This window comes from Nocardia inohanensis NBRC 100128 (assembly GCF_001612945.1).
Taxonomy (GTDB): domain Bacteria; phylum Actinomycetota; class Actinomycetes; order Mycobacteriales; family Mycobacteriaceae; genus Nocardia; species Nocardia inohanensis.
Map to the genome: position 1 here is coordinate 617,894 of NZ_BDBK01000008.1, position 15,547 is coordinate 633,440.

The 15,547-nt window shown below is 68.1% G+C and carries 16 protein-coding genes; 9 read left to right on the forward strand and 7 right to left on the reverse strand.

Going from position 1 to position 15,547, the window contains the following annotated elements:
- Positions 1–134: 134 nt before the first annotated feature.
- Complete coding sequence (locus NI1_RS18600) at positions 135–482, forward strand: STAS domain-containing protein (protein ID WP_067822651.1); 348 nt, start codon at positions 135–137, stop codon at positions 480–482.
- Positions 483–575: 93 nt separating this feature from the next.
- Here the strand turns inward: NI1_RS18600 and NI1_RS18605 are convergent, their stop codons facing one another.
- Positions 576–1,613 (reverse strand): LLM class F420-dependent oxidoreductase, encoded by a 1,038-nt coding sequence (locus tag NI1_RS18605; RefSeq protein WP_067822655.1) that lies wholly within the window; start codon positions 1,611–1,613, stop codon positions 576–578.
- Positions 1,614–1,818: 205 nt separating this feature from the next.
- On the opposite strand from NI1_RS18605, the gene NI1_RS18610 reads away from it, so the two are divergent.
- Together NI1_RS18610 and NI1_RS18615 are read left to right on the forward strand one after the other, a co-directional pair.
- A complete protein-coding gene (locus NI1_RS18610) occupies positions 1,819–2,469 on the forward strand; it encodes a cyclodeaminase/cyclohydrolase family protein (RefSeq protein WP_067821905.1) in 651 nt (216 codons plus the stop codon).
- 216 nt (positions 2,470–2,685) lie between these two features.
- Positions 2,686–3,435, forward strand: coding sequence for a L,D-transpeptidase (locus tag NI1_RS18615; protein ID WP_067821907.1), 750 nt, complete (start codon positions 2,686–2,688; stop codon positions 3,433–3,435).
- A gap of 49 nt (positions 3,436–3,484) precedes the next feature.
- Here the strand turns inward: NI1_RS18615 and NI1_RS18620 are convergent, their stop codons facing one another.
- Positions 3,485–4,333, reverse strand: a complete 849-nt coding sequence (locus tag NI1_RS18620) for a bifunctional 5,10-methylenetetrahydrofolate dehydrogenase/5,10-methenyltetrahydrofolate cyclohydrolase (RefSeq protein WP_067821909.1) — start codon at positions 4,331–4,333, stop codon at positions 3,485–3,487.
- Positions 4,334–4,601: 268 nt separating this feature from the next.
- Between NI1_RS18620 and NI1_RS18625 the strand changes: the two genes are divergently transcribed.
- The 3 genes from NI1_RS18625 (at position 4,602) to NI1_RS18635 (ending at position 7,126) form a co-directional block, all read left to right on the forward strand.
- Positions 4,602–5,429, forward strand: coding sequence for a YdcF family protein (locus NI1_RS18625; RefSeq protein WP_245663284.1), 828 nt, complete (start codon positions 4,602–4,604; stop codon positions 5,427–5,429).
- A gap of 156 nt (positions 5,430–5,585) precedes the next feature.
- On the forward strand, positions 5,586–6,416 hold the full coding sequence (locus NI1_RS18630; RefSeq protein WP_169815594.1) for a putative protein N(5)-glutamine methyltransferase: 831 nt from the start codon (positions 5,586–5,588) through the stop codon (positions 6,414–6,416).
- Complete coding sequence (locus NI1_RS18635) at positions 6,413–7,126, forward strand: HAD family hydrolase (RefSeq protein WP_067821911.1); 714 nt, start codon at positions 6,413–6,415, stop codon at positions 7,124–7,126. The genes NI1_RS18630 and NI1_RS18635 overlap by 4 nt, the downstream gene beginning before the upstream one ends.
- 123 nt (positions 7,127–7,249) lie before the next feature.
- Here the strand turns inward: NI1_RS18635 and NI1_RS18640 are convergent, their stop codons facing one another.
- From NI1_RS18640 to NI1_RS18650, 3 genes are all read right to left on the reverse strand, one after another.
- Complete coding sequence (locus NI1_RS18640) at positions 7,250–8,293, reverse strand: alpha/beta hydrolase family protein (protein ID WP_245663285.1); 1,044 nt, start codon at positions 8,291–8,293, stop codon at positions 7,250–7,252.
- A gap of 102 nt (positions 8,294–8,395) precedes the next feature.
- Entirely contained in the window at positions 8,396–9,223 is an 828-nt protein-coding gene (locus NI1_RS18645) for an SDR family NAD(P)-dependent oxidoreductase (RefSeq protein WP_067821913.1), read from the reverse strand.
- A gap of 33 nt (positions 9,224–9,256) precedes the next feature.
- Complete coding sequence (locus tag NI1_RS18650) at positions 9,257–10,828, reverse strand: succinic semialdehyde dehydrogenase (protein WP_084523388.1); 1,572 nt, start codon at positions 10,826–10,828, stop codon at positions 9,257–9,259.
- 136 nt (positions 10,829–10,964) lie between these two features.
- Here NI1_RS18650 and NI1_RS18655 point away from each other — a divergent pair, with 136 nt between their 5' ends.
- The 3 genes from NI1_RS18655 (at position 10,965) to NI1_RS18665 (ending at position 13,436) form a co-directional block, all read left to right on the forward strand.
- Complete coding sequence (locus tag NI1_RS18655) at positions 10,965–11,663, forward strand: TetR/AcrR family transcriptional regulator (protein ID WP_067821918.1); 699 nt, start codon at positions 10,965–10,967, stop codon at positions 11,661–11,663.
- A gap of 76 nt (positions 11,664–11,739) precedes the next feature.
- A complete protein-coding gene (locus NI1_RS18660) occupies positions 11,740–12,543 on the forward strand; it encodes an alpha/beta fold hydrolase (protein WP_067821920.1) in 804 nt (267 codons plus the stop codon).
- Positions 12,544–12,632: 89 nt separating this feature from the next.
- On the forward strand, positions 12,633–13,436 hold the full coding sequence (locus NI1_RS18665) for a DUF6585 family protein (RefSeq protein ID WP_157535185.1): 804 nt from the start codon (positions 12,633–12,635) through the stop codon (positions 13,434–13,436).
- Here the strand turns inward: NI1_RS18665 and hutG are convergent.
- Positions 13,387–14,361 (reverse strand): formimidoylglutamase, encoded by a 975-nt coding sequence (gene hutG / locus NI1_RS18670; RefSeq protein WP_067821925.1) that lies wholly within the window; start codon positions 14,359–14,361, stop codon positions 13,387–13,389. The genes NI1_RS18665 and hutG overlap by 50 nt on opposite strands.
- On the reverse strand, positions 14,358–15,545 hold the full coding sequence (hutI, locus tag NI1_RS18675; RefSeq protein WP_157535186.1) for an imidazolonepropionase: 1,188 nt from the start codon (positions 15,543–15,545) through the stop codon (positions 14,358–14,360). The genes hutG and hutI overlap by 4 nt, the downstream gene beginning before the upstream one ends.
- Positions 15,546–15,547 lie beyond the last annotated feature (2 nt).

A 15,547-nucleotide genomic window follows, 5' to 3' on the forward strand; every position in this document is an offset into this window, starting at 1 on the left:
CGGGTTTTTCGCGCAACCGCCCAGTTTCTCGTCGACCGTAAAGTGGTAGAGGATGCAGCACGAACGGACGGATCATGGCAGATTGTTCTAACGTGACGAACGCAACCGGAGACGGATACCCCATGGGCGACACAATGACCACTGCGGTCTCCGACGCCGGCGACGAAGGCGTACAGGTGCTCACCGTGACCGGTGAGGTCGATCTGGCCACCGCGCCGGCGCTGGAGAACGCGATCGAATCGATTCTGGGCAGCAAACCACGCGGACTCGTCATCGACCTGTCCGAGGTCGGCTTCCTCGCCTCGGCGGGGATGGCGGTACTGGTGGCGGCGCATCAGCGCGCCGGGGCCACCCGGATCGCGGTGGTGGCCGACGGGCCCGCCACCAGCCGGCAACTCAAGATGACCAGTCTCGATCAGGTCTTCGCGCTGCACACCACCCTGGGCGAGGCGCTGACCTCGCTGAGCGGGCAGCAGAACTGAGGGGTACCGGGCACTCGCCCGGCCGTGAACAACCGAAACGGTCCCGGTCCCAGCGCATTTCGTGCGCCGGGACCGGGACCGTTCGGGTAGCGATCAGACCAGGTCGCGCAGCTGCTCGATGAGCTTGACGCGCTCGGCGGGGGTGCCCGCCAGCGGAACCACGTTCAGCACCGTCACACCGGCTTCGGCGAACGCGGCGACACGCTCCTTCACGAAGCCCGCCGAACCGATCAGGCAGGTGTCGCGCACCAGCTCGTCCGGCACCGCCTTGGCGGCCTCGTCCTTCTTACCGGCCAGGTACAGCTCCTGGATGCGGTCGGCTTCGGCGCCGTAGCCGTACTTGGTGGCGAGGGTGTGATAGAAGTTCTTGCCCTTGGCGCCCATGCCGCCGATGTACAGCGCCAGGTGCGGCTTGACGAATTCGCGCAGCGGTTCCACATTGTCGCCGATGGCCAGTGCCGGCCCGGCGTAGATCTCGAGCTTGCCGCGCGCCGGATCACGCTTGGCCAGACCGGCTTTCACCGCATCGCCCCACACCAGGTCGGCCTTCTCGGGCAGGTAGAAGATCGGCTGCCAGCCCTCGGCCAGTTCGGCGGCGAGCTCGACGTTCTTCGGGCCGAGCGCGGCCAGCAGCACCGGAATGTCTTCGCGCACCGGATGATTGATCAGCTTGAGCGGCTTGCCCAGTCCCGTGCCCTGCCCCTCGGGCAGCGGGATCGTGTAGTACTTGCCGTTGTACTCCAGGCGTTCGCGCTTCCACACCTTGCGGCAGATCTCCAGCACCTCGCGGGTGCGGCCGATGGGCGCGTCGTACTGCACGCCGTGGAAGCCCTCGATCACCTGCGGGCCGGAAGCGCCCAGACCCAGGATGAACCGGCCGTCGGAGACGTAGTCCAGGCCCGCGGCGGTCATGGCGGTGAGGGTGGGCGTACGGGTGTAGAGCTGCATGATGCCCGAGGCCAGCTGCACCCGTTCGGTCTTGGCCGCCAGATAGCCGAGCGCGCTCACCGCGTCGAACGAGTACGCCTCCGGCACGAAGACGATGTCGAGTCCGGCCCGTTCGAGGTCGGCGACCTCGGCGGCCACCTCTTTGAAGCCGTCGGTGTAGTTGATCGATAGCCCGATACGCATGATCGGGACCTTACCCACTATTGGCGATTCGACAGCGTCCGGGTCGCCCCCTTCGCACCGTTCCGCCGGGTGCCCCCGCAGCAGGTCCGGCCGCACCGGGCCGGCGGGACCGGGCGGCCCGGTGGCGGGCGGCGGGTCGGCCAACCGGTAGCGTGGGCGGCGAAATCGCTCGAATCGCACGCTATCCCAAGGGAGGCCACCCCTCATGACTCAGGACACCGCGCAGGCCATCACCACCTTCGGTGACTCGACCTTGCAGGGCTACCTGGATGAGCTGGCCGCCAAGGTCCCGGCGCCCGGCGGCGGCGCGGTCGCCGCGCTGCACGCGGCCCAGGGTGCGGCGCTGGTCGCCATGGTCGCGCGCTACACCACCCGCGCCAAGGATGCCGACAATCGCGAGGTCATCGACCGCATCATCGGGGCCGCCGATGCCGCCCGCGAGCGCGCGCTGGCGCTGGCCGATGCCGACGCCACCGCCTTCACTGCCGTCGGCAACGCCTACAAGCTCCCCAAGGAGACCGAGGCCGAGCAGACCGCGCGCACCGAGGCGATCACCGCCGCCCTGCTCGGCGCCGCCCGCGTCCCGGCCGCCGTGGTCGCCGAGGCCGACGAAATCGTCTCCCTCGCAACCGAACTCCTCCCCATCGGCAACCCCAACGTGGTCACCGACATCGGCGCGGCCGCCGACTGCGCCCGCGCCGCCGCCGCCAGCTCGCAGCTCAATATCGCCATCAACGTCGCTTCCCTGGGCACCGGTTCCGAACCCGAGTTCGCGCCGGTCCTCACCCAGATCGACGAGGTGATCGCCCGCGCCGACGCCCTGCACGCGGACGTGGTGGCGGCCATCGCCCGCTGACCCGGACTCCGTTCGGACCTGCGCGCCCGGCTCCCCAGGAGCTGGGCGCGATTTTTTTCACCCTTCCGACCGGGAGGTTCTCTACCCGACACGGCCGGGACGGCATAGACCCCACGCCGTTGGGTAGGTCACGAAGCGAGAACATTTCCGGTCGGCTCGGATCATCCGGTCATAGGCTGAGGATCCAGAACCACACCCTGGCGAAGGGATGGAACCATGCGGAACGCGATTCGCATTCTGATCGTGGGGACCGTGCTCGCGGCGGTGTCCGCGTTCGGATCGGGAGCCGCAGGCGCGGTTCTAGTTTCGTCGGATCTCCCGGCGGTGCAGGCGATTTCGCCGGGGCCGGGGCAGACGGTAGGAATCGCCGCACCGGTGAGCGTGCGATTCTCCGAGCCGGTGACCGATCGGGCGCGAGCCGAACGATCCGTCACCGTGAGCTCCGAAACCAGTCTGGCCGGGCACTTCTCCTGGGTAGACGACCGGAATCTGAGGTGGAGTCCGGCCGGATACCTGCCCGCTTCATCACCTATCACGGTGTCAGCGGGTCGCCTGCACACTCAATTCCAAACCAACGGCGGTGTCTCCGCCGACGGTGACATGTCGAATCACACGTTCACCGTGTACATCGGCGGTGCTCCCGTGCGCACCATGCCCGCGTCCTACGGCAAGTCCGGCTGGGAGTCACCGAGCGGGACTTTCCCGGTGCTGGAACGCTTCCGGTCGGTCACCTTCGATTCCCGGACCATCGGCATCCCGCTGAATTCACCCGAGGGGTACCTGATTCAGGGCGAGTTCGCCGAACGACTCACCTGGGGCGGGGTTTTCGTGCACTCCGCGCCGTGGTCGGTTGATTCCCAAGGCAACTCGAACGTCAGCCACGGCTGCGTGAATCTGGCGCCCGGTGACGCCGAATGGTTCTACGACAATGTCGGGATCGGCGATCCCGTCACCCTGCACTGGTAGTGCGCCGGTGAGCTGAGCCCGGGAACCGCGTTCCCGGGCTCGCTGCCGCTCAGCGCGCGGATTCGGCCGCCTGCACCACGTGCCGCATGAGCAGCGCGGTGGTGACCGGTCCGACGCCGCCGGGCACCGGGCTCAGGGCCGACGCCTTGCCGGTCACGGCCGCGGCGTTCACATCGCCGGTGATATTGCCGTTCTCGTCCTCATTGGTGCCCACGTCGATGACCACCGCGCCCTCGCGCACATGGGCATCGGTGATCAGCCCCGCCCGTCCGACCGCGGCCACCACCACGTCCGCGGCCGAGGTCACCGCCGGCAGGTCGGTGGTGCGGGAATGGCAGATGGTGACGGTCGCGTTCTCGGCCAGCAGCAGCTGAGCCAGCGGCTTGCCGACCACATTGGAGCGCCCGACCACCGCGACATGCTTACCGGCCAGCGCAACACCGTGGAACTTGGCCAGCTCCACCACGGCCTCGGAGGTCGCGGGCGGGAAGCCCGGCAGACCGGAGGAGAGCAGGCCCAGCGACAGCGGGCTCACCCCGTCCACATCCTTGGCCGCGGCGATGGCCGGGCTGACGTCGTCCAGGCCGATGCCCTTGGGCAGCGGGGTCTGCAACATGATGGCGTCCACGGACGCGTCGGCCGAGAGTTCGGTGAGCTTGGCGCGAATCTCCTCGACGGTGGCGTCGAGGCCGAGATCCACGTTCTCGCAAGCGATTCCATTGCGTTCGGCGGCGCGGTTGAGCGACTTCACGTACCAGGCGCTGGCCGGATCGTCATTGGCGATCACCAGCGCCAGCCGCGGGGCGGACCCGGCTTCGGTGAGCGCGGCGGCGCGCTGCTTGGTGTCGGCGTTGATGGCGGCGGCGAGTTCCTTGCCGATGAGCGAAGTCGTATCCACGGGGTCACAGCCTATCGGGCCGGTCGCAGGCCCTCGCACGCGACGCGGACGGCGGGCGTTCGCGCGCGTTCCCGGCCGAGATCGCGCTCAAACCCTCGAAAATCACTTCGGCAAATACCCGACAACCGCGGTGGTCAGTCGTATCGTGTCCCCATTCGGTACCGAGCCAATATCCAGCAAAGCGAGCAGATAGCCAGCAGCAAGCGTGCGTGACCCCTCCGAAAGGTCGACAGCAGTGCAGATCGCCAGGCGTTTACCCACTTTCCTCGTGGCCACCGCGGCCGCATTGACCCTGTTGGCACCGGGCACCGCCCACGCCGACCCGGAACCGCTCTACAACTCGGCGCAGGAGAACTTCACCGACGGCGACGAAGCCGCGGGCCTGGCCGACCTGCGCCAACTGCTCGCCGAATCGCCCGACGACACGCATGCGCTGTCCTTGCAGGCGATCTGGTCGGATTACACCGGCGACTTCGTCACCCGCGAGCTCGCGCTGAACCGGCTGCAAGGACTGGATCCCAAGCTGGCCGACGGCACCCGCACGGTGTTCCGGGCGGTCGGCGCGGGAGTCGGCACCCTGCCCAATCCGATTCCGGCCATTGCCGGTCCGCAGACCGGGATCGCGGTCTGCGGCTACGGGCTGCTGCCCGACGGTGCCATGCGCCCGGAACTGGTGAACCGCTTGCAGGCGGCCTGGTTGCAGGCCATCGCCTCCCCCATGTCGCCGATTCTGGTGAGCGGCGGCAACCCGCAGAACGGGATCACCGAGGCCGCGGCCATGCAGGGCTGGCTGATCGGGCACGGCATTCCGGCCAGCCGCATCGTCGCCGATCATCGCGCCGGATCGACGGTCCAGAACGCCCTGTTCGGCAGCGCCCTGCTGCGCGAGGCGGGCGCGACCAGCGCGATCGTGGTGACCTCCCCCAACCACATTCGCCGCGCGGTCGCCGACTTCATCGTGGCGGGCATGCCGGTGGTCGGCGCGACCACCTCCCTCGAGCAACTGGTCTCCCAGCTGCCCCCGCCGGCCCGCAGCAGCCAGCGCGGCATCTACCTCGACGCCACCCGCACCCTCCGCCTCCCCACCGAACGCTGACCGCTTCGCCGCGATCCGGACCTGCCATCTCATGCCGACAGGTCCGGATTTTTGCGCGTCACAGCACGCCCGAACCAAGTCACGCCGGCTGCCCGCCCTGTCTCGACGACCGCCCCGGCATGCTGGACACCGCCCCCGGGCGTGCACAATGACTCGGTGAGCGCTCCCGACACCGACATCCGAGACACTGACACGCTGGTCGCCCGGCTGCGGGCAGCGGGGTGCGTCTTCGCGGAGGACGAGGCGGCGCTGTTGCGGTCCGCGACCACCGATCCGGTCGAGCTGGAAACGCTTGTCGTCCAGCGCATCGCGGGGTTCCCGCTCGAGCATCTGCTGGGCTGGGCCGAGTTCCGCGGTCGCCGTTACGAGGTCGCGGCCGAGGTTTTCGTGCCGCGCCAGCGCACGGGATTCCTGGTCGAGCAGGCAGTTGCGCTCGGCAGCAACAGGATTCACTCGACCTCCGGCGGGCACAGCCTGGTCGTACTCGATATGTGCTGCGGGTGTGGCGCGTTGGGAGCGGCACTGGCGTCGGAACTTCGGGCCGAAGGGGTCGGCGTCGAGTTGACCGCCGCCGATATCGAACCGGCCGCGGTCACTTGTGCGCGGCGGAATGTCGAGCCGCTCGGTGGGCGGGTTTTCGAAGGGGATCTGTTCGAGCCGGTGCCCGCGGATCTGGCCGGCCGCGTCGATATTCTGCTCGCGAACACTCCCTACGTGCCTTCTGCCGAAATCGCCTGGATGCCACCGGAAGCGCGTGATCACGAGCCACGCCGCGCGCTGGACGGCGGGGCGGACGGGCTCGATATTCTGCGCCGGATCGCGGCCGTCGCCACATATTGGCTCGCACCCGGCGGTCATCTGCTCGTCGAGGAGAGCGAGGAGCAGGCCCCGCACGCGGCCGAAGTCATGCGCGAGCACGGACTGGCGGCACGAATCGCGGAGGATGACGAAATCGGCGCGACCGTTGTGATCGGTACGCGCGCATGATGATTCGCGGGATTCTCTTCGATATCGATGACACCCTCATCGATTATTCGGCCACGGCGCGGATCGGGATTCTGCGGCATCTGGAGGCGGAGGGACTGCTCGAGCGGTTCGACTCCCCCGATGCGGCGGTGGCGTTGTGGCGGGAGCTGGAGGAGCAGGAGTATCCGCGGTTCCTCGCCGGTGAGCTGACCTTCAAGGGACAGCAGATGGTGCGCACGGAGCGGCTGCTGGCTTATCTCGGTGTGGCCGTGACCGATCCGGAATCCTGGTTCGCCCGTTATGCGGCCCGCCGGGACACCGCCTGGAGTGCGTTCCCGGATGTCGCCCCGGCATTGAGCGAGCTGGCGGGAACAACGGCGCTGGGCGTCGTGTCGAACTCCTCACGCGACCATCAGCTGGGGAAGCTTCAAGCCGTCGGCCTGGCAGCGCATTTCGGCGAGGCCGTGCTGTGCTCATCGGAATTCGGTGTAGCCAAACCGGATCCGAGCATCTTCCACGCGGGCTGCGAGCTCCTGGGCCTGCCACCCGAGCAGGTCGCCTACGTCGGGGACCGCTTCGATATCGACGGCATCGGCGCGAGAGACGCCGGCCTGCACGCCTTCTGGCTGAACCGCGCCGCCGATCGCGTCGAAGTGCTGGACGGCGTGACCGTCATTCCCTCACTGGCTCGACTGCGCGCCGCCTACGCTGCCGGTTCCCGGCCAGCGTAACGGTGACGATGGCCGCCACCACCGGCGCCACGACCACGATCAGCATTCCGATCATCGCACTCACCTTTCCCGATTGTCGTGATGCGTATCGACAGAGCGCCGACGCGTGTTAATCGCCGCAGGTCAACCTCGCGATCGGACGAAATCCGTTTGGGCGGTGAGGGATCCGGGCGCGAAGACCTTGCGCGGGGCGAGCACGCCGACGCACAGGCCCAGCAGCTCACTGTCCTCGACCCGGGTGCGCGCCATGCTGTGATTCGCGCCGGCGATGTGCACGACCTCGACGCTACCGCCCAGCATTTCCCGATAGACCCGCTCGGTCTCGGCGATATCGACATTGCGATCGTTGCTCGCGAGCAGCAACAGCACCGGGATCCCGCGGCCGCCCAGCGCGGCGAGGTCGGCGGTGGCATCGGCGGTGAAGTTTTTCGACACGAACGTCCAGCGGTCACGCGACATCGGCTGTGACGCACCGGAATTCGCGAGGTACTCGTCATAGTCCGCACCGTCGCGCAACAGGGTGCGGGTGCGGTCGCTGACCGCGATGGCCTCCGCTCGCCGCCCCGGACTCGCCCCCTCGCGGCCGAGTTCGGCGAGCAGGTTGAAGCGACCCTGCCGCAGCCAGTTGATCGCCGGTGACACCGCGATGGCGAATCGGATGCGCGGCACCGTGTTCGCCACTTGCGGGAACACCCAGCCGCCCTGACTGGCCGCCCACAGCCCGATGCGGTCGCCGTCGACACCGGGCTGGGTCCGGACCCAGGAGATGGCCTGTCCGGCCTCCACCGCCCGATCGTGCAGGCTCTGCTCGAGCCAATTCCCTGACGAACCACCCACCCCGGGCTTGCTCCAGGACAGCGAGGCGTACCCGGCGGCCGCCAGCGCCTCCCAAATGGGCCGGTAGAACCCGTCATCGGTCGCTTCCATCGGCCCGTCACCGTGCAGGAAGACGATCACCCCGACGGGTTGCTCGGCGTCAGCGGGCAGCGCCAGTACACCGGAGAGGGTGCCGCCGGTCACCGGAATCGACACCTCGCGTTCGCGCAGACCGCGGTAGGTATTGCCGACGATCGTAGTGACCACGAGCACGACGGCGACCACCAGCAAAGTGGCGGTCGCGCAACGCACCCATCGGTTTCGCACCAACGATCGCAAATAGTTCAACACATTGACGATCGTAGACTATATGAACGTTCCGAGCGATGAGCGTTGCCGTGACACACCACGGGCCCGTGCGGAGAACTCCACACGGGCCCGCGACGCGAATCCCTATTTGCGACCGGTGAATTCGTCCATCGAGTGGTAGACGCCCACCGTATTGAGGTAGAAGTCGCGCACCTTCAGCGGCAACAGGCCGGAGATCGCCCGGTTGAGCTTGGAGGTCCAGGGCAGCACCACCAGCGGCGAGCCCTTCTTCATCTCGTTCCAGGAGGTGTCGACGACCTCTTCCTGCTCGAGGATCGGGGTGAACCAGAAACCCTTGGCGCCGTCGAACATTCCGGTGTTGATGTAGGTGGGGCACACCGTGGTGAAGGTGACGTGGTGGTTGCCGGACTGCTCCAGCTCCAGGCGCACCGAATCCGACCAGCCCAGTGCCGCCCACTTGGAGGCGGCGTAGACGCTCATGCGCGGGTTGGCGACCAGGCCGGCCGAGGAGGCGATGTTCAGCACCCGCGCCTCGGTGCCCTTGTTCGCCACCATCCCGGGCAGGAATTCCAGGGTGATGTACATGGGCGCAAGGGAATTGATGGCCATGGTCTTGTCGATGTCGGCCTTGTTGCTGGTCTCCCAGAAGTAACCGTTGCCGCGCACGATGCCGGCATTGTTGACCAGAACGTCGATGCCGCCGACCTCCCCGCGCACGGTCGCGCCCGCCTCGGCGATGGCGTCGCGATCGGACACGTCGACCACATAGTGGTGGATGCGGCTGCCGCCCAGCGCGGCCAGCTCGGCCGCGGTCTCCTTGAGCGCCTCCTCGTTGATGTCCCACAGCACCACGTCGCCGGCGCGCTCACGCACCGCCCGCTGCGCGAAGGACTTGCCCAGCCCCATCGCGGCACCGGTGACCAGGACCTTCTTGCCCTCGACCGTCTTCATACCCTGGAGTACCCCTGTCTCGTGTTCAGCAGATCACTTCTGCCGCAACGTCTTCATCACGCCCAGGTAGAGCGTCATCGTCTTGGCCCACAACTGCTCGGACATTCCCGGGAGCGGCGCGATGGGCAGCATCCGCTGCACCGCGATGGTCTGGGTGTCGATGTATTTCAGCAGGCCCTCGGGACCGTGGCGACGGCCGGTGCCGGAAATACCGAGCCCGCCCGAGGGTGCGGCGACCGAACCCCAGGCGGCGATGAAGCCTTCGTTGACATTGACCGAGCCGGCGTTGACGCGCGCGGCGATCTCGCGGCCGTGGTCGGTGTCGCGGCTCCACACGCTGGCATTGAGGCCGTAGGCGGTGTCGTTGGCCTGTTCGACCGCTTCGTCGTCGGTGCGCACCCGGTAGACGGAGACGACCGGTCCGAAGGTTTCCTCGCGGTAGACGGTCATGCCCTCGCGTACGCCCTCGAGGATGGTGGGCTCGTAGAAGTACGGGCCGAGGTCGGGGCGCGCCTTGCCGCCCGCGAGGACCTTCGCGCCCTTGGCCACGGCATCCTCGACATGCTTGCTGACGGTGTCGATCTGGCGGGGGAAGGTCAGCGAGCCGATCTCGTAATCGAAGTCGAGGGTCTTGCCCAGGCTCAGTTTCTTCGTGTTCTCGACGAATTCGGTGACGAACCGGTCATAAACCTTGTCGTGCACATAGATTCGCTCGATCGATTCGCACAGCTGGCCCGCCGAGGCGAAGCAGGCGCGCACCGCGATCTTGGCGGCGGCGGACACATCGGCGTCGGCGAGGACGAGCAGCGGGTTCTTGCCGCCCAATTCGAGCGAGTAGCCGATCAGCCGCTCCCCCGCCTGCTGGGCGATGGTGCGGCCGGTGGCGCTGGAACCGGTGTAGTCGACGTAATCGGCGCGCTTGATGACCTCGGTGCCGACCACCGCGCCGCGACCCAGCACCGCCTGCCACAGACCCTTGGGCAGGCCCGCGCGCTCGGCGATATCGATGGCCCACAGCAGCGTCAGCGCGGTCTGATTGTCCGGGCGGCCGATCACGGCGTTACCCGCGAGCAGCGCGGGCAGGGCATCCGAAGCGCCCAGTGCCAGTGGGTAATTCCACGGCGAGATGACCGCGACCACGCCCTTGGGCCGGTTGCGCACCTCCACCTGGGTGAGCACCGGCATCACGCCGCGCGGCTTGCGGTGCGCGAGAATGCGTTTGCCCTCGGCCGCGTAGTAGCGGGTATTGACCGCCACATCCGAGACCTCGTCGAAGGCGTGCACCCGCGACTTGCCGGTCTCGAGCTGGATGATGTCGAGGATCGTCTCCTGCTCGTCCAGCACCAGATCGTGGATGCGGCGCAGCAGCGCGGCACGCTCGGCCACGGGCACCCGCGCCCACTGCTGCTGCGCGGCGCGCGCGGTGGCGAACGCGGTCTCCACATCGGCGACCGAGGACTGCGGCAGGTCGGCGATCTTGGCTCCGGTGGCGGGCGCGAACACCTCCACCGCGGGCGCACCGCCCGCGACGGCATGGCCGAGCAGGCGCTGAACCAGGTCGAAAGGCAGCGCATCGGCGGCGGCGAGCTGCGGGGCAGTCGTCATTGGTCGCCCTTCCAGGGAGTGGGAAGCCATTTACTGAACATCGGTGTTACATGAACACCAGTGTTAGATTAATAGGCGTGACGCACCCCATGTCAACCCTCCCTGTGATGGTTCCCAACACCGCGCCCGGTCACCGATGACCAGCGCCCCCGTCACCCCGGTCCGTCGCGGCCGTCCCCCGCAGACCGAAGCCCAGGCCGATCAGGTCCGCGCCCGCATCGTGCTCGCCACCTCCGAGGTGTTCGCCGAGCACGGTTCGCGCGGCCTGTCGGTGGCCCGCATCATCGAGAAGGCCGGCCTGGCCCGCCCCACCTTCTACCGCTACTTCGCCAACGCCACCGAACCCCTGCACGCCCTGCTCACCCTCTCCAACGAGGACCTGGTCGGCGGCATGAGCAATGCCGTGGCCGACAGCAAGGAGCCGGTAGAACTCGGCATCAACATGATCGAGGCCTACCTCTACTGGGCCAACGGCCACGGCCGCATGCTCGGCCCCCTCTTCGCCGAACTCCACGACCCCGGCTCCCCCGTCTCCGCCTACCGCGAACAAGCCTTCGAGGACCTGCGCGCCCTGGTCCGCAGCAAATTCGACGCCCTCGGCCGCCCCGCCCCCGCCGACCTGAACCTCGAAACCGCCTTACAGATCTGCGAATTCGCCGTCTTCCGCATCTCCGCCGCCGCCCCCCACGGCGAACCCGACCCCGCCACCGTCGCCGCGGCCCGCGTCACCATGATCCGTGGCGTGCTGGCCATGCTCGGCACCCGCGCGGACGTCGAATACGCCCTCACCGTCCCCGGCCTCTTCACCCCCGAGCCGACCCCACGCGAGCCATAACTAGAACACGTTCCTGCTATGGTCGGACCGTCGCCGAACGCGCGCGACACCCGAAATAGCCACGGAGGGAACACCTATGCCGTTCGTAACCACCGACGACGGTGCCGAAATCCACTACCTCGACACCGGCGGCAAAGGCCCCGCCCTCCTCCTCGTCCACGGCTACTTCCTCGACGCCACCCAATGGCAACCCCAACTGGACTCCCTGACACCCGACTACCGCGTCATCGCCATCGACACCCGCGGCCACGGCGAAACCCGCGACCCCGGAACCGAATTCGACTACGCCCGCCTCGCCGCCGACCTCTGGACCGTAGCCGACACCCTGCACCTCGACCAGGTAGTCCTCGGCGGCCTCTTCCACGGCGGCATAGTGGCCCTCTGGGCAGCCCTCCAATCCCCCACCCGAGTCCGCGGCCTCATCCTCATCGGCACCCGAGCCGACGCCTACAACCCCGCCGAATACGCCGCCTACAAATCGATCATCCTCAAACAATGGGTCCTCGGCGACCAGCCCCTCGAAACCGTCTCCCGCCCCATCGCAGCCCAAATGATCGGCGGCGACCCCGAAACCCACCGCGCCCCCTGGCTCGCCAAGTGGCACGCCGCCGACCGCCGCCGCCTCGAACAAGCCACCCACGCCCTCCTCGAACGCAAGGGCATCGAAGACCGAATCCACGACCTGACCGCCCCCACCCTCCTACTACACGGCTCCCACGACGTCGTCTACACCGAAGAGCTGATGCAAAAACTGGCCCGCCAACTAGGCGGCCCCACCCACCTCGAAACCATCGACGCCCCCGAGGCCACCCACGCCGTCACCTGGACCCACCCGCACCTGACCGACCCGCTCATCCGCAGCTTCCTCGACACGCTCTAGTCGCCGACTTCCAACGCTGACGCACAAGTTTCGGCTGCGTCGGCACGGTGGCGGCGGTAGCGTCGGACTGTACGACCGGAGGGGGCGTCGTGGGTGGATCGAATGCTGAAGCGGCTCTTGGGCTGGAGTTGGGGACCTATCCCTGGCGGCTGCCGCCGGTTCCGTGGCGCGGTTATGCGTTGTGGGGCGTGGTGTGGATCGTTGTGGGGGTGGGGTGGGGGTTGGTGTCCGGCTCCGTTTCGGGTGGGTTGGGCTGGGCGGTCGTGCTGACTTGTCTGATCGCCTTGCCGGGATTGAACCGGCCACGAATGCGGGCGCGGTTCGGTGACCATGATGCGCGGGTGATGCTGTTCGAGCGGGGCGTGGTGGCGGTGGTCGCGCGCGGGGCGGTTCGGGTTGTGCACTATGACGGTGCGCGGGCGTATATGTATGCCGGGGAGTATGGTCCGGATGCGTTTCGGCGCAAGGAGGGGAGGTCGCGGGCGTATCGCGGGACTGTTACCGATGTTGCCGGGGAGAGGTTTTCGCTCGATGGGTACTTCGAGTCCGACTTCTTTCAGCGGGGTGGATATGTCGAGCCGGAAGTGTGGGTGCCCGCGATCCTGGATGGGATAGTTTCGGCTCAGATCGAGGGTGCGGAGGCGGCGCTGGGGCGCGGTGAGGTACTGGAGTTCGGGGCGATTCGGGTTTCCGACAGCGAATTATCGTCCGGTGGAGTGGGTTTCGTGTGGAGCACGGTTCAGGGGATCGAGGCTCGCGGCGGGAGGGTGGGGGTGGTTGCCAGCGGGGAATGGGTGCCTCTGGAGGGGGCGAGCGTTCCTTCGGTTCCCAACTATCGGTTGCTCATCGCGATTGCCGAACGGCGGTGTGGCGGGTTGCCAGGCGGTGGATGAGGCGGGCGGCGGTGCGGGCGGTGCGGGAGTCGATGTCGAAGTCGGGGTTGAGTTCGGCTATGTCGACGGCCGCTAGTTTGCCGCTGGTCGTTACCTTGTCGCAGACGCGTTGGATGGTTTCGAGGGGGACGCCGTAGGCGGCGGGGGCGCTGACGCCGGGGGCTACCGCAGCGGGGAGGACGTCCAGGTCGATGGTCAGGTAGAGGAGGTCTACCCGGTCGAGGAGGGCGTTGACGAAGGTGTCGACGGAGTCGGAATCTGTTGTGCCGCAGTAGTCGTCGAGGAGGTAGCGGACGTCGTAGTGGTGGGCGGTGTCGAAGAGGGCGGTGGTGTTCGACGGCTGGCTGATGCCCAGGACTCGGTAGGCGCAGTCGGTGGCGGCGGCTTTTTCGGCTTCCAGGATTTGCCGGAAGGGGGTGCCGGAGCTGGGGATGGGGTCGGCGCGCAGGTCGAAATGGGCGTCGAGGTTGAGGATTCCGAGGCGGGGGTGGGTGCGGCGGAGGGTGGAGGCGGCCAGGCCGGTGTAGGTGCCGAAGGCCACTTCGTGGCCGCCGCCGAGGACGATGGGGAGGTGGCCGCCATCGAGGGCGGCGGTTACGGCTGTGGCCAGGCGGGTTTGACCGGATTCGAGGTCGCCGTCGCCGACCACGACATCGCCTGCGTCGAAGAGCGATAGTGGTTGCGCCAAGGCCATGGAGGACAGGGCGGTGCGGAGCGCGGCGGGGCCGGCGGCTGCGCCTTGGCGGCCACGGTTGCGGCGGACGCCTTCGTCGCTGGCGAAACCGATCAGGACGGGGGCGGTTTCGGGGGACGCGGGCTGGTAGGGGCGGATCGCTTTGTGCCAGCGCAGATGTTCGGGGCCGTCACCGTCGCCTCGGCCGGTCCACGCCGCCGGCGGGATATCGACGGGGATTTCGGGTTTCATCGCGGGCCTCCTGCTACGAGATCGCCGTCTTTCCAGACTTCCCTGATCAAGGGCACGCCCGGGCGGTAGGCCAGGTGGATGTAGGACGGGGCGTCGAGCGCGAAGGCATCGGCGCGGGCACCTAGGCCGAGATGGCCGATGTCGGTGCGGCGCAAGGCCATTGCGCCGCCGCCGGTCGCGGTCCAGACCGCCTCGGCCGGGGTCATGCGCATTTCGCGTACGGCCAGGGCGATGCAGAACGGCAGGCTGGTGGTGTAGGAGGTGCCGGGATTGCAGTCCGCGCCGAGTGCGACGGTGACGCCGGCATCCAGCAGGGCGCGCGCGTTCGGGTACGGATGGCGGGTGCTGAACTCCGCGCCCGGCAGCAGGGTCGCCACGGTGGAACTGTGTGCGAGAGCGTCGATGTCGGCGGCGCTGGTGTAGGTGACGTGGTCGACCGAGGCGGCGCCCAGTTCGACGGCCAGCCGGACGCCGGGGCCTTCGCCGAGCTGGTTGCCGTGTACGCGGGGGGTGAGGCCGTGTGCCATACCGGTTTTCAGGACGGTGCGGGATTGGTCCTCGTCGAAGGCTCCGCGTTCGCAGAAGACGTCGATCCATTTGGCGAAAGGCGCGCACGCGGGGATCATCTCGTCGACGACCATCGACACGTAATCGTCTGCGCGACCGGCATATTCGGGCGGCGGAACATGGGCGGCCAGGAGCGTCACCTCGTCGCTGACCTCACCCGCGATCCGCACCCCGCGCAACTCGTCGTGGGTGGTCTGCCCGTACCCGGTCTTGCATTCCATGGTGGTGCTGCCCGAGCGCAGCGCTTCCTCGACCAGCCGCCGCGCGTTGGCGGCGAGCTGATCGTCGGTGGCCGCGCGGGTGGCGGCGATCGTGGTGCGAATTCCACCGGCGGAGTACGGAATTCCCTCCATGCGGGCCGCGAATTCCTCGGCCCGCTCACCGGCGAACACCGGATGGGAATGGCTTTCCACGAACCCGGGCAGCAGTGCCCGGCCGCCCAGACTCACGGCGCGGTCGGCGGCCGGTGCGGCGGCGCGATCGCCGACCCACGCCACCCGCCCGTCGGCGAAGACGATGGCCGCGTCGCGACGCAGGCCCAGCGGCCCCTCCCCCAGTTCGGGGTCATTGGTGACCAGGGTTCCGATATCGGTGACCAGGGTGACGGGGCCGCCCACGG

What these genes read in the sequence shown, in the direction of transcription:
- NI1_RS18600 (WP_067822651.1), top strand. Translation starts at nt 135, where the DNA reads ATGACCACTGCGGTCTCCGACGCCGGCGACGAAGGCGTACAGGTGCTC.
- NI1_RS18605 (WP_067822655.1), bottom strand. Translation starts at nt 1,613, where the DNA reads ATGCGTATCGGGCTATCGATCAACTACACCGACGGCTTCAAAGAGGTG.
- NI1_RS18610 (WP_067821905.1), top strand. Translation starts at nt 1,819, where the DNA reads ATGACTCAGGACACCGCGCAGGCCATCACCACCTTCGGTGACTCGACC.
- NI1_RS18615 (WP_067821907.1), top strand. Translation starts at nt 2,686, where the DNA reads ATGCGGAACGCGATTCGCATTCTGATCGTGGGGACCGTGCTCGCGGCG.
- NI1_RS18635 (WP_067821911.1), top strand. Translation starts at nt 6,413, where the DNA reads ATGATGATTCGCGGGATTCTCTTCGATATCGATGACACCCTCATCGAT.
- NI1_RS18645 (WP_067821913.1), bottom strand. Translation starts at nt 9,223, where the DNA reads ATGAAGACGGTCGAGGGCAAGAAGGTCCTGGTCACCGGTGCCGCGATG.
- NI1_RS18650 (WP_084523388.1), bottom strand. Translation starts at nt 10,828, where the DNA reads ATGACGACTGCCCCGCAGCTCGCCGCCGCCGATGCGCTGCCTTTCGAC.
- NI1_RS18655 (WP_067821918.1), top strand. Translation starts at nt 10,965, where the DNA reads ATGACCAGCGCCCCCGTCACCCCGGTCCGTCGCGGCCGTCCCCCGCAG.
- NI1_RS18660 (WP_067821920.1), top strand. Translation starts at nt 11,740, where the DNA reads ATGCCGTTCGTAACCACCGACGACGGTGCCGAAATCCACTACCTCGAC.
- hutG (WP_067821925.1), bottom strand. Translation starts at nt 14,361, where the DNA reads ATGAAACCCGAAATCCCCGTCGATATCCCGCCGGCGGCGTGGACCGGC.